Origin of the sequence: Enterobacter sp. EC_64, from assembly GCF_019584165.1 — a bacterium.
GTDB lineage: Bacteria > Pseudomonadota > Gammaproteobacteria > Enterobacterales > Enterobacteriaceae > Enterobacter > Enterobacter roggenkampii.
The window spans coordinates 67237-84030 of record NZ_VDAS01000001.1; the positions used below are offsets into that span (position 1 = coordinate 67237).

Below are 16794 nucleotides of genomic sequence, written 5' to 3' on the forward strand. Positions count from 1 at the left end.
CATTAACAAACTGCGTGCTGGACACGCCAACATCTCTTTCTTTGGGTACATCAGTCCGTGATAAGAAGTGCATCATAAATGAACACCTTTATCTGCGCAATTTTTATACAGCACTCAGGACTGATTAAATCTAAACAACGGCAACAGGTAGCGCTGCGCCTCTTCCGTGATCGCCTCAAAGTATTCTGGCTCGAGCGCTCGCCACAAACGCTGATACCAGACATCCTCACCTTCACCCCGCACCATCATGTTTCCTTCATAGGCCTGCATAAACTTACTGCGCGCTTTCTGGAGCGAAGCCTCATCCGTTAACATCGCATCATTCTGCGCGTCATAACAGGCTTTTATCCAGGCGCCGCCACTTTCCGGTAGTAACAGGAGCGGTTTGTTCATTCCCTGACGGTAGCCTTCAATGTACAAAGACAGATAACCTAACGCCTGCTCGGCTTCCATCGGCGGGAAGCGCCATTCGCCCTCTTTGCGCACGAAAATGCGGCTTTCGCCTTTATGCCCACCCGCACTGTAGACAAGATGTTCCAGCCAGAGTTGCAATCCTTGCGAAACGCTTAGCATTGAGGGCCGCCAGCGCAGCAGCCCATCCGGCTGTACCTGGGTTAACCAGCCCGTGAGCTGTACCCCGTTGCAGTTGAGATCAATTTCAATACTTTTCCCCGGCTGTCGGCACGCTCTTACGCGCTCTGCCAGAGCGGTCATCTCCTGGCACTGCGCCTCCCAGACGATCTCCCCAAACGCTCCGAAGGGCAGCTGACCCGCAGCACGGTAGCGACGGTAAAGTTTGTCCGCATCTTCCTCTTCAACCAGCGCATTCAGCAGCTGCAGGTTTAACTGGTAGCGCTCCAGACCTTCCAGCGTAAACGGTTCTGCATCAGGAATTTCACTCTCTTCAGAGCGGAAGTTGACCTGCAGTCGCTGCTGGAAGAAGGCGCGCACCGGATGTGCCCAAAACCGCTGAAGCTGCTCGAAGGTCAGGGTGTCGATGGGGCGCGGGTCAAGTTCCTGAATGAAATCAGTATGCGCATTCCCCTCTTTTTTCGCCGCCGGTAACCACTCATGGGCATAGCTCTGGCGCTCGCCGGCAATATAGTTCACCGGGTCAAACGGCATGCGGCTGTGGAAACAGGTGATATGGGCTTTCACCCTCTGCTCGCTTTCATCACAGTTGCGCTCTTCATCTCCCGGCAGGTAGTGGCTCTGGCCGATATAGTCCACCAGCTCCTGCACCAGTACGGAGGGGAAACGCTCGCTGTTGTCCTGAATAGAACGGCCGATATAGCTGATATAGAGCTTGCTCTGAGCAGAAATGAGCGCTTCAAGGAAGAGGTAGCGGTCATCATCGCGGCGGCTACGATCGCCCCGTTTTGGGTTTGCGCTCATTAAGTCGAACCCCAGCGGCGGCAGCGCGCGCGGATACACACCGTCGTTCATGCCAAGCAGGCAGACCACCCTGAACGGGATAGAACGCATGGGCATCAGGGTGCAGATATTGACAGGCCCCGCCAGGAAACGCTGGCTGATTCGCTCCTGGTCAAGCCGCTGCGTCAGCTCATCACGCAACAGCGACAACGGGATGGCCTCGTGGTAGTGGGAATTCACGCCTTCGTCGATGATAGCCTGCCACTGGGTTTCAATGAGCGCCATCGCCGCTTCGGTGTCATTGTCCGGCAGGAAGAAATCATTGAGTAACGCCCTGCAGACCGGGAGCCATTCTTCAAGTGGACGCGGCTGCAACAGCGCATATCGCCAGCGATTAAGCTGCATTAATAGCGATGCTAAATGCCCCACCAGTTCAGCAATTAACCCGCTGGACTCATCGTAAGGCAGCACCTCATTCCACTCACCCTGGCTGCTTTCCATGGCGTAGCCCAACAGCATACGCGTCAGGCCAAATCGCCAGGTGTGCTGTCCGGTTGCGGGAAGCTCGAACTCCTGAACGTTATCGTCATCGATCCCCCAGCGCACGCCAGACTCATTCACCCACTGACGAAGGTAGCGCAGACCCTCTTCATTAATGTTGAAGCGTGCGGCCAGCACGGGAACATCCAGCAACGCCAGGACATCTTCGGAGATAAACCGGCTATCCGGCAGTGACAGGAGAGTGATAAACGCCTGCAATACCGGATGCGACTGGCGGGCACGACGGTCAGATATCGCGTAAGGCAGGTATCGTTCCCCCGTCGCGCTGCCAAAGACGGCCTGAATAAAGGGACTGTAGGTGTCGATATCCGCCACCATCACCACTATATCGCGTGGCGTCAGATCGGGATCCTCCTGCAGCATCGCCAGCAGCTGGTCGTGAAGCCCTTCGACCTCACGCTGCGGGCTGTGGCAAACGTGGATCGTGATACTGCGATCGTCAGGATCCAGTTTTCGCTTATTGTCGCTGCGTTCGAACTCGTTCGCCGTCACGCCCATGACGGCGCGGTTTTCCAGATCCAGAATATCTAACTGAATGTTATGCAGCAGGCAGTCCGGGGCGATCTCAACAAAGGCATCCACATCACCTTCACCTGAGGAAGTGATGTCTGAAAGCATGTGAATGTAGTCACGCCCCAGCTTCCCCCACGAGGCAAGCAGCGGATTGGGCAGGTTCTGGATACCGTCTTCATCGAAAAGCTGCCCGGCCGTCGAGCCGTCTTTAAACAGCGGGATGGATCGTTCTTCAAAAAGGCGTTTTCGTTGGCGAGTTACCAGCCGTGCAAGCCAGCGTTCGTCGAGAATATCCCCCCAATACTGTCGGCAAGGGTTGGTAAACAAAATATGAATATCAATATGTTTACCCAGCGCATTCAGCGCCTTCAGATAGACAGGGGGTAATGCGGATATCCCGCAGATAAAAACGCGTGACGGCAGTCGGGCCGGGCGTTCCGACGCATTTTCAAGTATCGAGATAAACCGATCGTAGAGATTGGCACGGTGCCACTTAGGCTGGCCCAGTCTCTCGGTATGCTCCACCAGCGCTTTCCACAGCGGGGCCTGCCATATTTGCGCCTCCGGCAGGCCTTCAACCAACTCGCCCGCTTCCCAACGAATTAACCAGTCAGAGCGGTAAACAAGGTATTGGTCGTAGAGATCGGCAGTGCGCGATGCCAGCTGGAACAGCTTGCGCTTGTCGGTATCGTCATTGAGGTAGTGGCGCAGCATGGCAAATTCATCGTGCTGCAGCATTTCCGGCAGCAGCGCCATCAGCTTCCAGCTCATGGCCTGCTTGTTGAAGGCGCTCTGCTCCGGGATATCCGGCAACACGCGGACAAACATCTCCCAGATGAAGCTCGCAGGCAGCGGAAAATCAATATTCGCGGCAATGCCAAATTTGCGGGAAAGCGACATTTGCAGCCACTGCGCCATACCGGTGCTCTGCACCAGCACCATTTCAGGCTCAAAAGGATCGTCAAGCCGCTCGCGCTCAACGATAAACTCCATCAGTGCTTCCAGCACATCCAGACGATTTGAGTGGTAGACCCTTAACATAGACGCTCCCGACTACTGGCTAACCGGGCAATGCAGACGCGTTAACTCACCGCGCCGACCCAGAGGAGAAATAAGTGTAACCGTGATGCTGACACATCCTGCGAGCGTTGTCTGCCCCCGACTGGCCTGCCAGCCTGCCGGGAGAACATTTGTTGAGAGCTGAGACTGGTTCCAGGCATGGTGCCAGAGCTGGCGATACTGATTAAACACGGTGAACCGCGCCGCCAGCGCCCGGTGATACCCCGACAGTGCCGTCACGACCACCACCAGCAGCATCATCGCCAGCAGGACCTCAACCATGCTAAACCCTTTTTCTCTGCTCATGGCAGCTGACATAACGCACTCTCCTTAAGGGGGCAAAAATCGCTCCAGCCGTGAGGCGAAAAGCGCACTATCCCGTCGACGATCTCTCCCCTGCGCCAGAGCAGCAGGTCGTTGCCGCCGGCTATCAGCAGTACCCGCGCCTCGCTCAGTTGACGCAAACACACCCGCCATGCCGATGTCGTTTTGCACTGGACTGGTGGCGCTGACGCCCAGCGCTGAACGCGCCCCCACTCAAGCGCGGACTGCACCGTCGCCTGCTGCTGAAGCGAGCGGCTCTCACCGCCGACGAGTGCACTGAACGTTGTGAGCTGCTGATTGAGGCCCGTCAGGATCAAAGTACCAAGCACCAGTAAAAGCAGAACCAGCGCCAGCGAAGATATGCCGCGTTGACGATTCACAGGTTGTACCCCGTGACCGTATACAACGCCTGCCAGGGTTCCCCTTTTTCATCTTTACGCCTCGCGGCCAGTTCGATATTCAGCTCTGGCGCAAAACCGGCATGTTCGACTCTCCTCACCACAAAGTTTGCTATCGCAAGCCTGTCCGGGTCCGTGAGCTTTTCCCACCCTTTTCCTTCACACGACGTCGCGCCACGCAGGGTTTCCAGCGCCCCCGATTCCAGACGAAAACCGGTGCTGTCATTTTCTGATGCGCTGCTATCCCAGTAGCCGTTACTGTTGGCATCCCACCGCGCAATGATGCAGCGCCCCTGCCTGCCGATCGTCAGCGCCTGTCCCTGGCAATTTCCCGCGCAGTACCCTGCACGCTGAAGCTGTTTGCCGAGGGCGAACAGGCGTTGCCAGACCTCTTCTTCCAGCTCTCGCTGGGCAGATTGCAGTAATACCGCCCGCTGTAATCCGGGTAAAAAGCGCGATGCGCTTATCAATAACAGGCTGCTGATGGCCGTAGCAATCAGCACTTCGGAAAGCGAAAAGCCGCCCTGTCTCATCGACATTGTCCTCCCTCGGAGACCTTACACATCCTGATGCGCCCTCCGTCTGAAACGATAATCAGCCAGTCTCCGGCACGACTTTGAACGCGTATCCGCCCTGCCCATGCCGTATCCCGTAATCCATAGAACCCCAGCGACGGCGTGACCTCGCCGATCGCGACCTCAGGCCAGAGGGGGAGCAGCACAAAGGGACTGTCCTTCTCACAGCCCTGCACGGCAGAGCTCACCAGACAGTCCCTGTCGCCAACCCGCTAACGGGTAATTTGATGGTCGCGGTTGTGGCGGTTGGCATGGTTGCGCAGAAACATCAGGTAATCTCGCACCTGACTGGCGGTTTGCCACAGCCGCTGCTGCCGTTGCCAGCAGTCCCAGCCGTACAGGCCTGAGGCGCTGAGGATGACGACAAGCGAAACGGCGACCAGCGTTTCGATAAGCGTAAAACCGTTCTCTTTTTTCATACCGGGAGTGTGGCGAAGCGCCGTGAACATGACGAGCATCGGATTATCGTTTTACGAGGCGTCATCCGCAGAATTGGGAGGGTTGCAGCGCGTTGCACGCCTTCTGGATAGCGCTTCGGGAAACGGGAGAAAGGCGAAAAAAACCGGCGCTAAACAGCACCGGTTGTGTCAGGCTTTACGGCATCAGATCGCGACAGGCGCTTTGATGCCCGGATGGGGGTCGTAGCCCTCAATCTCGAAATCTTCAAAGCGGTAGTCGAAGATTGATGCCGGTTTGCGTTTGATGATCAGCTTCGGCAGCGCACGCGGTTCGCGGGTTAGCTGGAGATGCGTCTGTTCCATATGGTTGCTGTAGAGATGGGTATCCCCACCGGTCCAGACGAAATCACCCACTTCCAGGTCGCACTGCTGCGCCATCATGTGGACTAACAGCGCATAGCTGGCAATGTTAAACGGCAGGCCGAGGAACACGTCACAGGAGCGCTGGTAGAGCTGGCAGGAGAGCTTGCCGTCAGCGACATAGAACTGGAAGAACGCGTGGCACGGCGCCAGCGCCATTTTATCCAGCTCGCCAACGTTCCAGGCGGAAACGATGATGCGGCGCGAGTCCGGATCGTTTTTCAGCTGGTTCATCACGGTGGTGATCTGGTCAATATGGCGGCCATCAGGCGTGGGCCATGCGCGCCACTGCTTGCCGTAAACGGGGCCCAGGTTGCCGTTCTCGTCTGCCCATTCGTCCCAGATGGAGACGTTATTTTCGTGCAGATACGCAACATTAGTATCGCCTTGCAGGAACCAGAGCAGTTCATGAATGATCGAGCGCAGGTGGCAGCGCTTTGTCGTCACCAGCGGGAAGCCTTCTTGCAGGTTGAAGCGCATCTGGTGGCCAAAAATGGAGAGCGTACCGGTACCGGTGCGGTCATTTTTCGGCGTGCCCTCATCGAGCACTTTTTTCATCAATTCAAGATACTGTTTCATGGTTCCTCAGGAAAGTTGTTGCTGTGGACGACGACGATACGCCCAAATCATCATAATGGCACCCGCGACGATCATCGGAATGGAGAGGATCTGCCCCATGCTGATGTACTGTACCCACTCGCCGGTAAACTGTGCGTCAGGCTGGCGGAAGAATTCGACGATGATGCGGAACGCGCCATAGCCAATCAGGAACAGCCCGGAAACAGCCCCCATCGGACGAGGCTTGCGGATAAACAGGTTGAGGATGATAAACAGCACCACGCCTTCCAGCGCCAGCTCGTACAGTTGGGACATATGGCGCGGCAGCACGCCGTAGGTATCGAAAATGGACTGCCACTCAGGATGCGACGGCAACAGCGCCATGTCTTCCGCGCGCGACCCCGGGAACAGCATGGTAAAGGAAACGCTCGGGTCGACACGCCCCCACAGCTCACCGTTGATGAAGTTGCCCAGACGGCCTGCCCCGAGACCAAACGGGATCAGCGGTGCGATGAAATCTGACACCTGGAAGAAGTTGCGTTTGGTGCGTTTGGCAAAAATCACCATCACCAGAATCACCCCAATCAGGCCGCCGTGGAAGGACATGCCGCCGTCCCAGACGCGGAACAGATAGAGAGGGTCATTCAGGAATACCGGGAAGTTATAGAACAGCACATACCCAATTCGGCCACCCAGGAACACGCCGAGGAAGCCCGCATAGAGCAGGTTTTCAACTTCGTTTTTAGTCCAGCCGCTGCCAGGACGGCTGGCGCGACGGCCCGCAAGCCACATGGCAAAAATGAAGCCCACCAGGTACATCAGACCGTACCAGTGAAGCGAAACAGGTCCTACTGAGAAAATGACCGGATCAAATTCCGGAAAATGCAGATAACCACTGTTCATCTGTCACCACAAGATGTTGTTATTCCGCTGAAAGTGGACAGCGGTAGAAATGCGATTCTGCCGTAAGCAGAGGCTCCAAAGTTGCGAATCATAGCACAAGGCGGGCGCAGAGGATGCGCCCGAGATGTAAAAGATGTGTATAGGGTTTTATGCGCGCTGGTGCCCTCTCCCACAGGGAGAGGGAGAAAGGCTTTAGCGGCCGCCGCGGATCAGACCGCCCATACCGCGTCGTTCCATAAACGCCGCGACCTGGTGGCGAACCTCAGCAGCCAGCTGCGCCTCAAGGCTACGTTCAGCCAGCTCGCGGGCATCATTGATGTCAATATGCCGCAACAGATACTTCACGCGGGCAACAGCGCGACCGTTCATCGACAGATGGCGATATCCCAGACCAATCAGGATCGCAACGCACATGGAGTCCCCGGCCATTTCACCGCACAGGCGTAAATCAATGCCGTACTGCTCCGCTTCACGGGCAATCATCGCTAAGGCGCGAATGATCGCCGGATGCAGGCTGTCATAGATACTGGCGACGCGGGTGTTGTTACGGTCGACGGCCAGAATATATTGCGTCAGGTCGTTCGTGCCGACAGAGATAAAATCAACCCGGTTCGCCAGCTGCGGCAGCATAAAGACCATAGACGGCACTTCAAGCATGACGCCGATCCGCGGTTTCGGAATCGCATAACCGATCATCTCTTCCACTTCACGGCCTGCACGTTCGATCAACCGACGCGCTTCGTCGATCTCATCGATACTGGTGACCATCGGCAGCAGGATGCTGAGATTGCCCGTCGCCGCGTTGGCGCGGAGCATCGCGCGCACCTGGATCAGGAAGATCTCAGGCTGGTCGAGCGTAATGCGGATCCCACGCCAGCCCAGGCACGGGTTTTCTTCGCTGATCGGCATATAGGGCAGCTGTTTATCCGCCCCGACGTCCAGGGTTCGCAGGGTGACAGGTTTGTCGTTAAACATCTGCAACATGCCCTGATACTGCGCCACCTGCTCCTCTTCAGAGGGGAAACCGCTTTGCAGCATGAACGGGATTTCGGTGCGGTACAGGCCAATGCCGTCGATGCGGCTGCCCAGCTTCTCTTCATGCTCAGGGCTTAAACCGGCGTTGAGCATGACTTTGATCCGCTCACCGCTCTTAAGCTGGGCGGGCAGGTTAACGTCATCTTCCGCCAGCTTGCTTAATTCATTCTCTTCGCTGATAAGACGCTGGTATTCCTGGAGCAGAACCGGCTCAGGATCGACCAGCAGCTCACCGCGATAGCCGTCGACCACCAGCGTACGGCGATGAAGCACCGACGGCTGAATGTCCGCCCCCATAACGGTAGGGATACCCAGCGCGCGCACCATAATGGCGGCGTGCGAGTTGGCGGCACCATCGCGCACCACCACACCAGCCAGCCTGTCCTGCGGCAGTTCAGCCAGCGTCGTTGCTGAGAGTTCATCGGCGACCAGAACAAACCGTTTTGGCCAGGCGTTAGGCCCCTGAATGGTGTCATCAAGATGGAACAGCAGGCGCTGCCCCAGGGCGCGCAGGTCGCCTGCGCGCTCTTTCAGGTAACCGTCGGTCAGTGCCGCAAATTGATCGGCAAATTTTTCGATGACCTTCTTAACCGCCCACTCCGCGACCGAGCCTTTATCCACTTCCGCAAAAAGCTCACGGCGCAGGCGCGCATCGGAAAGCAGGTGCGAATAGAGGTCAAAGATGGCCGCCGTCTCTTTTTGCGCGCCTGCGGCAAAGCGCTTGCTGTAGCGACGAAATTCATTCGCGGCCTCTTCCAGCGCGGCGGTAAGACGCTCGCGCTCCAGCGCTTCATCAAGCGTTGAGGCTTCGTAAACCTGCTCCATGAGCGGCAGCGTGGCATCCATCCAGCCTTCAGCAATCGCCACGCCTGGCGAGGCCGGAAGGGCACGAATGCGCGTATGGCGATACTGGCCAAAGAGCGCGGCAAGCTGAGACTGGGAGAGGATCGCCGCCATCTGCGTGGCAAGCGTGACGAGGAATGACTCCTCGCTTTCGTCGTACTGACGTAGCTCACGCTGCTGGACAACCAGCACGCCGAGAAGCTGGCGACGCTGGATAATCGGCACGCCAAGGAAAGCGCGGAAGCGCTCTTCTTTTACGGAAGGAATGTATTTAAAGCTGGGGTGTTTTTGCGCGTCAGCAAGGTTAATGGGTTCAGCCAGTCGCCCAACCAGACCCACGATACCCTCATCAAATGCGAGCGTTACGGTGCGTCCACGCGGTTTTTTCAAACCACGGGTCGCCATCAGGTAATAGCAGCGCCGATCGTGGTCGGCCAGATACACCGAACAGACCTCGGTCTCCATCGCAAGACAGATGTCGGTGACCAGAATATTCAACGCCTCGTTCAGACGCGGCGCGCTGGCCACCTTCTCGACTATTTCTCGCAAGCGGGTGAGCATGATTTGCGTAGCTTAACCTCTTTTACGTCGCCAGGCAGGTGCGCTCTGCGGCTTAGGCGGGATCTCCTGAAGCTGCATCACCACACTTGCAAACTCTTTCATCACCCTACGGTAAACATCGCGCTTAAATGACACGACCTGACGAACAGGATACCAATAGCTCACCCAGCGCCAGCCATCGAACTCCGGCGTACTGCTGGTTTGCATATTGATGTCTGAATCGTTGCCCACCAACTGCAACAGAAACCACTTCTGTTTCTGGCCGATACAAACCGGCTTTGTGTCCCAACGCACCAAACGTTTCGGTAACTTGTAACGCAACCAGTTGCGGGTCGAAGCCAGGATGCGAACATCTTTTCGGCTCAAACCGACCTCTTCAAAAAGCTCCCGGTACATCGCTTGTTCTGGGGACTCTCCAGGATTGATCCCGCCTTGCGGGAACTGCCAGGAGTGCTGACCATATCGACGGGCCCACATCACCTGGCCCTGACGATTACAAATTACTATTCCTACGTTTGGGCGGTAGCCATCGTCATCAATCACCGGACTACCCCAAACTAAACCTTATATATGAATGATTGTTTCACACTACAGGGAGGCGGTAAACCACTCTCTTACAGGCCTGCAACCTAATAACAATTGAATAACTCACAAATATGTGCGGAGTTATAAACAGATGTGAGACAGCAAAGGGAATTTTATTCACCTTTTCTGTGGATATAGTTGTGAAGAAGTGTCTGATTACCGATGAACAACCTCAAGCGCCGCGAAAGACCCTTTTATACCCCACCGCATTAATATGATTATTTTCATATAGTTATACGTATTTACATAAACAAAAAACTGATTGGCGTGACGATCGTCACATCAGGGATCGTCGCACTGATGAAAGATCGAACAGCGTCGGTTTTATCCACAGATTGTGCCAATAAGTTAGTCACAATTTGTTTGAAAATTCGATTTTCATCGCACGTCAAGGCTGTAAATGGAAACAGTAGTCAGGGTTATGCCCAGTTATCCCATTTTTCTGTGGATAACATGGTGTAAGATCCTGTTCATTGTCAGTGACCAGATTTGAACAACCGGTTTTCTCACCCAGGCGGAACGATTTCAGACCAATAAAAAATCCTATAAATCATAGAGATGTCATATTGGTACAGAAATAGTTAAACTCTATCCACAGGGGACAATTTCTTCGTTTATTTTTTAATCAAAAGGTTACCGTCATGCACCCGCTTACACCCTTGCTCTCACCACCGTCCAGCGAGAGCCAGTTGCTACTGCAGGCACAGCGTCTGGCTGGCTTTTCGCTTGGCGAGCTGGCGGCAATGGCCGGGCTTCCGATCCCAAAGGATCTGAAGCGGGATAAAGGCTGGATCGGTATGCTGCTGGAGCTGTGGCTGGGTGCCAGCGCAGGGAGCAAACCCGAGCAGGATTTTGCAGCCCTTGGCGTGGAGTTAAAAACCATCCCTGTAGACCGCCAGGGCAAGCCGCTTGAGACCACCTTCGTCTGCGTTGCGCCATTAACCGGCAATACCGGCGTAACCTGGGAAACCAGCCACGTTCGCCATAAGCTGAAGCGCGTACTGTGGGTACCGGTTGAGGGTGAGCGTCAGATCCCCCTGGCCGACCGACGCGTTGGCGCGCCGCTGCTCTGGAGCCCTGACGAGGATGAGGAGCATCAGCTGCGTCTGGACTGGGAGGAACTGATGGACATGATTGTGCTTGGGCAGGTAGAGCGTATCACCGCCCGACACGGAGAAGTATTACAGCTGCGTCCGAAAGCGGCCAACAGTAAAGCACTTACCGAGGCAATCGGCGCGCAGGGCGAGCCTATCCTGACGTTGCCTCGCGGTTTTTATCTCAAAAAGAATTTCACCGGTGCACTACTCGCACGTCATTTCCTGTTGAAAACATAGTTTTTTACTTATTTTGAGAGCTCTCGAACATAATCGACTGCTTTTTAAGATTTTACCGCTTCCTCAAGTCGCCATATCGGGTTAATACTAGATTATGATTTGATACAAGCCAGATGAGGACGATAACGATGAAAAAATGGGCAGTGTTAGTGTCAGCAGTCGGTTTAGCGTTTGCTGTATCGGGCTGTAGCAGCGATTACGTCATGGCGACAAAAGATGGTCGAATGATCCTGACCGACGGCAAACCCGAAGTCGACGATGATACCGGTCTGGTCAGCTACCGCGACCAGGAAGGCAATAAAATGCAGATCAATCGCGACGAAGTCTCGCAAATTATCGAGCGATAAACAGAGAGAGGTCAGTCGCTTGCTGGCCTTTTTGATTTTTTTCTTCCCCTTTTGCTTCCCCTCTGCCATGTTTATATTCCTTTGTCGGGCACGGCCTGACGCGGTCTATAAGTCTACTGAGGAAGCCGGCTATGCATTATCACCGTATCCCCCACAGCGCTCTGGAAATTAGCCAACTGGGGTTGGGCACGATGACATTTGGTGAACAAAACAGCGAAGCCGATGCCCATGCACAACTCGATTACGCCGTCAGCCAGGGCATTAACCTGATTGATGTCGCAGAGATGTACCCTGTACCGCCACGTCCTGAGACGCAGGGACTTACCGAAACCTACGTCGGTAACTGGCTGGCAAAACGCGGCAACCGTGAAAAGCTGGTGATTGCCTCCAAAGTCAGTGGCCCCGCGCGCAACAACGATACCGGGATCCGCCCGAACCAGATCCTCGATCGCAAAAATATCCGCGCCGCGCTGGACGCCAGCCTCAAGCGTCTGCAAACCGACTATCTCGACCTCTACCAGGTGCACTGGCCGCAGCGGCCAACCAACTGCTTTGGTAAGCTCGGCTACAGCTGGAATGAGAGCGCCCCTACCGTGACGCTACTGGAAACGCTGGAAGCGCTGACCGAATGCCAGCGTGCGGGAAAAATCCGCTACATTGGCGTGTCTAACGAAACGGCCTTTGGGGTCATGCGCTATCTGCACCTGGCGGATAAGCACGATCTGCCGCGTATCGTGACTATTCAGAACCCGTACAGCCTGCTTAACCGCAGCTATGAAGTGGGTCTGGCCGAAGTGACGCAGTATGAAGAGGTGGAACTGCTCGCCTACTCCTGTCTCGGCTTCGGCACGCTGACGGGGAAATACCTGAACGGTGCGAAACCGGCCGGTGCGCGTAATACCCTCTTTAGCCGCTTTACCCGCTACAGCGGCGAGCAGACGCAGAAAGCCGTTGCCGCCTATGTGGATATCGCGAAGCGTCACGGTCTTGACCCTGCGCAGATGGCGCTGGCCTTCGTGCGTCGTCAGCCGTTTGTTGCAAGTACCCTGCTGGGCGCAACCACGATGGAACAGCTGAAAACTAATATTGAGAGTTTCCATCTGAACCTGAGTGAAGAGGTGTTAGCGGAGATTGAAGCGGTGCATCAGGTTTATACTTATCCTGCACCGTAGCCTGATACTTTTGCCCGGTGGCGCTACGCTTACCGGGCCTGCAGGTGCTCAAACCCAGGCCGGGTAAGGCGAAGCTGCCACCCGGCTATATATCAACGGCGACGTTGCCACATCCACAAGCCTGCAATCGCAATCGCAAACAGCCCGCCAAACCCGACGCCAATCCCCACCACCGGCACACCCACTTTTACCGCCAGCGAGTAGAGTCCCAGCATTAACAGCATCGCCAGGTTTTCACCCAGATTTTGTACCGCGATGGCATTCCCCGCCCCGACGGTTTGCTTGCCCCGTTCCTGCAGTAACGCGTTCAGCGGCACCACGAAGAAGCCCCCCAGGATACCAATCAGGATCAGGAGGGCATAAGCAGGCAATAACGCATGCTGCAGCGAGAAGATCAGCACCACCACGCCAATCAGGATCCCTGCTGGCATGCAGCGCGCAACCGTCTCAAGCGTCACCAGCTTCGCTGCCGCACCTGCCCCCACAACAATGCCGATGGCCACCATCGCATTAAGATAGGTCGGCGTCGCGTTGTCCGTAATGCCCAGCGCCACCGGCACCCACAGGACCAGCAGGAAGCGCAGCGTAACGCCCGCACCCCAGAACATACTGGTCCCCATCAGGGAGAAACGCGTTTCACCGTTACGCCACAGCACGCGGCAGGCATTAAAGAAGCTGCCGGTCATTGGTTTAACGCGCCAGGACTGGCCCGGGCGAGCCACCGGCAGCTTCGGAATAAACAGGTTCGCCACGACCGCCCCGCCATACACCACCGCACACACGCCCAGTGCCGCCAGCACATGCCAGTCGGCCAGCACGCCGCCCGCGACGGATCCGAGCAGAATAGCAGCAATCGTTGACGATTCCATCAGGCCGTTGGCTTTCACCAGCTTATCCCCCGTGGTCAGCTCTCCGAGGATGCCGTACTTCGCCGGCGAGTAAGCGGCGGCCCCAATGCCCACCAGCGTATAGCCAATAAACGGATTGAAGCCAAAGCAAATGCTGGCCGCCCCCAGCAGCTTGAGGCCGTTGGCAAACATCATTACCCGGCCTTTGGGGAAGCTGTCCGCCACCTGTCCCACAAACGGAGCAAAGATAATGTAAGCGCCCACAAACACCATCTGCAGGATCGGCTGACTCCAATCGGGGTAAAACTCGGCTTTCAGCAGCGCCAGCGTGGCAAACAGCAGCGCGTTATCACCGAACGCAGAGAGAAACTGCGCGGCGATGACGGCCATCATGCCTTTCGACCTGAGGGATGTGTTAGTGTGTACTGACTCACGCATTTTGCTGTTCCGCCTCTTCAACCATGCCTTTCAGGGTCACGAAATCGGGCTTCCCGCTGCCCAGCACCGGGAGCTGTTTCAGGTAGCGAATATCGCGCGGCACGGCCAGTTCAGGAATACCGTGTTCGCGTGCATAGCTCAGTAATCTGTCGCGCTTAAGCTCACTGTCGGTCGTAAACAGTACCAGCGCCTCACCTTTGCTGGCATCGCTCTTCACGACGGTAGCGTGCATCTTCTCGGCGGACACGGCCGTCGCCAGCTGCTCCACCATTTCCAGAGAGACCATTTCGCCGGCAATTTTGGCGAAGCGTTTTGCGCGTCCCTGGATCTGTACAAAGCCTTGTTCATCAAAGCGGACAATATCACCGGTGTCGTACCAGCCGGTTTCAACCTCGCCGTTGACGTTTTCCGCCGTCGGCGCTTCCAGCACGCCCGGATTTTCCACGCGCAGATACCCGTTCATCACGTTTGGCCCTTTCAGCTGCAGACGGCCGCCGTCCTCTATGCCCGGCACCGCCAGCAGACGCGCGTCCATCCCCGGCAGAATGCGGCCAACCGTACCTGGTTTCGCCGCCATCGGCACGTTAATCGAGACCACGGGCGCACACTCGGTCACGCCATAGCCTTCGAGGATGCGCAGGCCAAACTTGTCCTGCCAGATCTGCCGCGTGCTCTCCTGCAGTTTTTCCGCGCCAGCCACCACGTACCGCACGCGATAGAAGTCATACGGATTGGCGAAACGCGCATAGTTCCCCAGGAAGGTAGAGGTCCCGAACAGCACGGTGCAGTTACGGTCATACACCAGCTCCGGCACGATGCGGTAATGCAGCGGGCTTGGGTAAAGGAACACTTCTGCACCGGTCAGGAGCGGCGTGAACAGCCCCACCGTCAGGCCAAAGGAGTGGAACAGCGGCAGCGCCGACATAAAGCGGTCGTTCGCGGTAAAGTCGGCGATGCTTTTAATCTGCTCGACGTTCGCCAGAATGCTCTTGTGGCTGTGGACGACGCCTTTCGGGTTGCCCTCCGATCCCGACGTGAAGAGGATAATCGCGTCATCTTCCGGCTGCTGTTTGACCTGGGCCAGACGCGGCATCAGCAGATGCGCAAAAATCCACAGCTTGTCGCCGGTGGTCACGTCCGCTTTCAGATCCTCCAGGAAGACCCAGCGCACCTGAGTGAGCTGCTCGGGAAGATGCCAGAGCTTGCCTTTGTCCAGGAACTGGCGGGAGGTGAATACGGTATTGATTTGCGCAGCGGTTATCGCGCTGGTCAGCCCCTTCACGCCCGCCGTGTAGTTCATCATCGCCGGAATACGGCCCCGGGAAACCGCACCGAAAATCACCGCCGCGCTGATGCCCGCGTTAGGCAGCATCAGTCCAATCTTTTCGCCCTTTTTGCTGTACTTCTCCAGAATACGGCCCACAAACAGGGTTTTGGTCAGCAGCTTGCGATAGGTATCCGGAGTAAAGTTGATGTCTTCGATGCAGTTTTTCTTCGCGCCATAGCGGTACTGCGCGGAAAGCAGGGATTCGTAGAGCGTTTCGCGCGGGCGCACGGCCATACGCGCTTCCATCATGATCTGATGCAGCATTTCCCCGGCGATTTTACGGCGATCGCGGGCACGCGGCGCGTCGGGCATCGGTAATGACGTTGGCGGCAGGATATGCAGCGTGATTTTGGGGAACAGACGCTGCTTCACCAGCCCCTTCAGACGGCTGAAATGGGTCAGCTCCGCGCCTTCAATACGCAGCGGCACCACGGTCGCTTTTGACTTCGCCGCAACAAACCCCGCGCCGTCGTAGATTTTCATCAGCGAACCGGTCACGGAGATCCGTCCTTCAGGGAAAATGACCACCGGGCGCCCCTGCTCGACCAGACGTACCAGATGCTTAATCATCATCGGCTTTGTCGGGTCGAGCGGCACAAAATCAATCAGCGGCGAGAGCCAGCGCATGTACCACTGCTGGCTGATGGAGGTATACACCGCAAACACCGGACGCACGGGCAAAAACAGCGCCAGCAGGATGCCGTCTATAAAGGAAACATGGTTTGGTGTGATCAAAACGCGTTCGCCGCTAAGCGCCCGGGTGTCGCCAGTGATGCGGATGCGAAAAAGAATACGGAAAAGCGTACGGAAGAACCCAAATAGCATCTCAACTCCCTTTGCCAGCCAGTGTGGAGGGTTATTAGTAAATGGTGGCAGATTACACGAGAAGTGATAAGGGAGCGACAGCAAAAGTGGAGGCGAAAAAAAACCTGCGCATCCGCGCAGGTTGGTGCAAGAGATGAGTACGAAACCGTACTAAGAATTCTCACCAATCAATACCTCTGGGATCTCAACTGTATCAACCTCTTTAACGCCCTTGCTATCGGACAATCGCAACAGCCTGAGGCAAAGTGTAACTAAAGGTTCAGATTCACATTTTTCAGACATGACTGGGCGTGTAACGATTACACCGCCAGGGGTGTGCTGCGTCACGTTTGTGGAGAGCGGAAATCCGCTCCCCTTGAATGCACGCCGCTTTTCCGCAACACTATTTGGTGTGTA

The 16794-nt window shown here is 56.1% G+C and carries 13 protein-coding genes and 1 pseudogene; 3 read left to right on the forward strand and 11 right to left on the reverse strand.

Annotated features, from left to right (window positions below):
* Positions 1-114: 114 nt before the first annotated feature.
* The 9 genes and pseudogenes from recC to rppH form a co-directional block, all read right to left on the reverse strand.
* Positions 115-3489 (reverse strand): exodeoxyribonuclease V subunit gamma, encoded by a 3375-nt coding sequence (gene recC, locus FHC52_RS00295; protein ID WP_220419851.1) that lies wholly within the window; start codon positions 3487-3489, stop codon positions 115-117.
* A gap of 12 nt (positions 3490-3501) precedes the next feature.
* Positions 3502-3825: a prepilin-type N-terminal cleavage/methylation domain-containing protein gene (locus tag FHC52_RS00300; RefSeq protein WP_055322092.1), complete on the reverse strand. Its 324-nt coding sequence runs from the start codon at positions 3823-3825 to the stop codon at positions 3502-3504.
* The gene (locus FHC52_RS00305) at positions 3810-4211 is read right to left on the reverse strand and encodes a DUF2509 family protein (RefSeq protein ID WP_021242011.1); all 402 of its coding nucleotides are present in this window, start codon (positions 4209-4211) and stop codon (positions 3810-3812) included. The genes FHC52_RS00300 and FHC52_RS00305 overlap by 16 nt, the downstream gene beginning before the upstream one ends.
* Complete coding sequence (locus FHC52_RS00310) at positions 4208-4768, reverse strand: prepilin peptidase-dependent protein (protein WP_220419852.1); 561 nt, start codon at positions 4766-4768, stop codon at positions 4208-4210. Before FHC52_RS00310 ends, FHC52_RS00305 begins: the two co-directional genes overlap by 4 nt.
* Positions 4759-5223, reverse strand: a pseudogene (locus FHC52_RS00315) (prepilin peptidase-dependent protein). The gene FHC52_RS00310 and the pseudogene FHC52_RS00315 overlap by 10 nt, the downstream one beginning before the upstream one ends.
* A gap of 183 nt (positions 5224-5406) precedes the next feature.
* Entirely contained in the window at positions 5407-6201 is a 795-nt protein-coding gene (thyA, locus tag FHC52_RS00320) for a thymidylate synthase (RefSeq protein ID WP_008499663.1), read from the reverse strand.
* Between the two features lie 6 nt (positions 6202-6207).
* Entirely contained in the window at positions 6208-7083 is an 876-nt protein-coding gene (gene lgt / locus FHC52_RS00325) for a prolipoprotein diacylglyceryl transferase (RefSeq protein ID WP_008499664.1), read from the reverse strand.
* Positions 7084-7275: 192 nt separating this feature from the next.
* A complete protein-coding gene (ptsP, locus tag FHC52_RS00330; RefSeq protein ID WP_008499665.1) occupies positions 7276-9522 on the reverse strand; it encodes a phosphoenolpyruvate--protein phosphotransferase in 2247 nt (748 codons plus the stop codon).
* Between the two features lie 12 nt (positions 9523-9534).
* Positions 9535-10065, reverse strand: a complete 531-nt coding sequence (rppH, locus tag FHC52_RS00335) for an RNA pyrophosphohydrolase (protein WP_013098553.1) — start codon at positions 10063-10065, stop codon at positions 9535-9537.
* Positions 10066-10748: 683 nt separating this feature from the next.
* Here rppH and mutH point away from each other — a divergent pair.
* From mutH to FHC52_RS00350, 3 genes are all read left to right on the forward strand, one after another.
* Positions 10749-11441 carry a DNA mismatch repair endonuclease MutH gene (mutH, locus tag FHC52_RS00340; RefSeq protein ID WP_021242015.1) on the forward strand — a complete coding sequence of 231 codons (693 nt, stop codon included), beginning with the start codon at positions 10749-10751 and terminating at the stop codon, positions 11439-11441.
* A 128-nt stretch (positions 11442-11569) separates the two neighbouring features.
* The gene (locus tag FHC52_RS00345; protein WP_008499668.1) at positions 11570-11788 is read left to right on the forward strand and encodes a YgdI/YgdR family lipoprotein; all 219 of its coding nucleotides are present in this window, start codon (positions 11570-11572) and stop codon (positions 11786-11788) included.
* 131 nt (positions 11789-11919) lie between these two features.
* On the forward strand, positions 11920-12960 hold the full coding sequence (locus FHC52_RS00350; RefSeq protein ID WP_021242016.1) for an NADP(H)-dependent aldo-keto reductase: 1041 nt from the start codon (positions 11920-11922) through the stop codon (positions 12958-12960).
* 92 nt (positions 12961-13052) lie between these two features.
* Here FHC52_RS00350 and lplT read toward each other — a convergent pair whose 3' ends face one another.
* On the reverse strand, positions 13053-14246 hold the full coding sequence (lplT, locus tag FHC52_RS00355; protein ID WP_023326004.1) for a lysophospholipid transporter LplT: 1194 nt from the start codon (positions 14244-14246) through the stop codon (positions 13053-13055).
* Positions 14239-16398: a bifunctional acyl-ACP--phospholipid O-acyltransferase/long-chain-fatty-acid--ACP ligase gene (gene aas, locus FHC52_RS00360; RefSeq protein WP_008499671.1), complete on the reverse strand. Its 2160-nt coding sequence runs from the start codon at positions 16396-16398 to the stop codon at positions 14239-14241. Before aas ends, lplT begins: the two co-directional genes overlap by 8 nt.
* Positions 16399-16794: the final 396 nt, after the last annotated feature.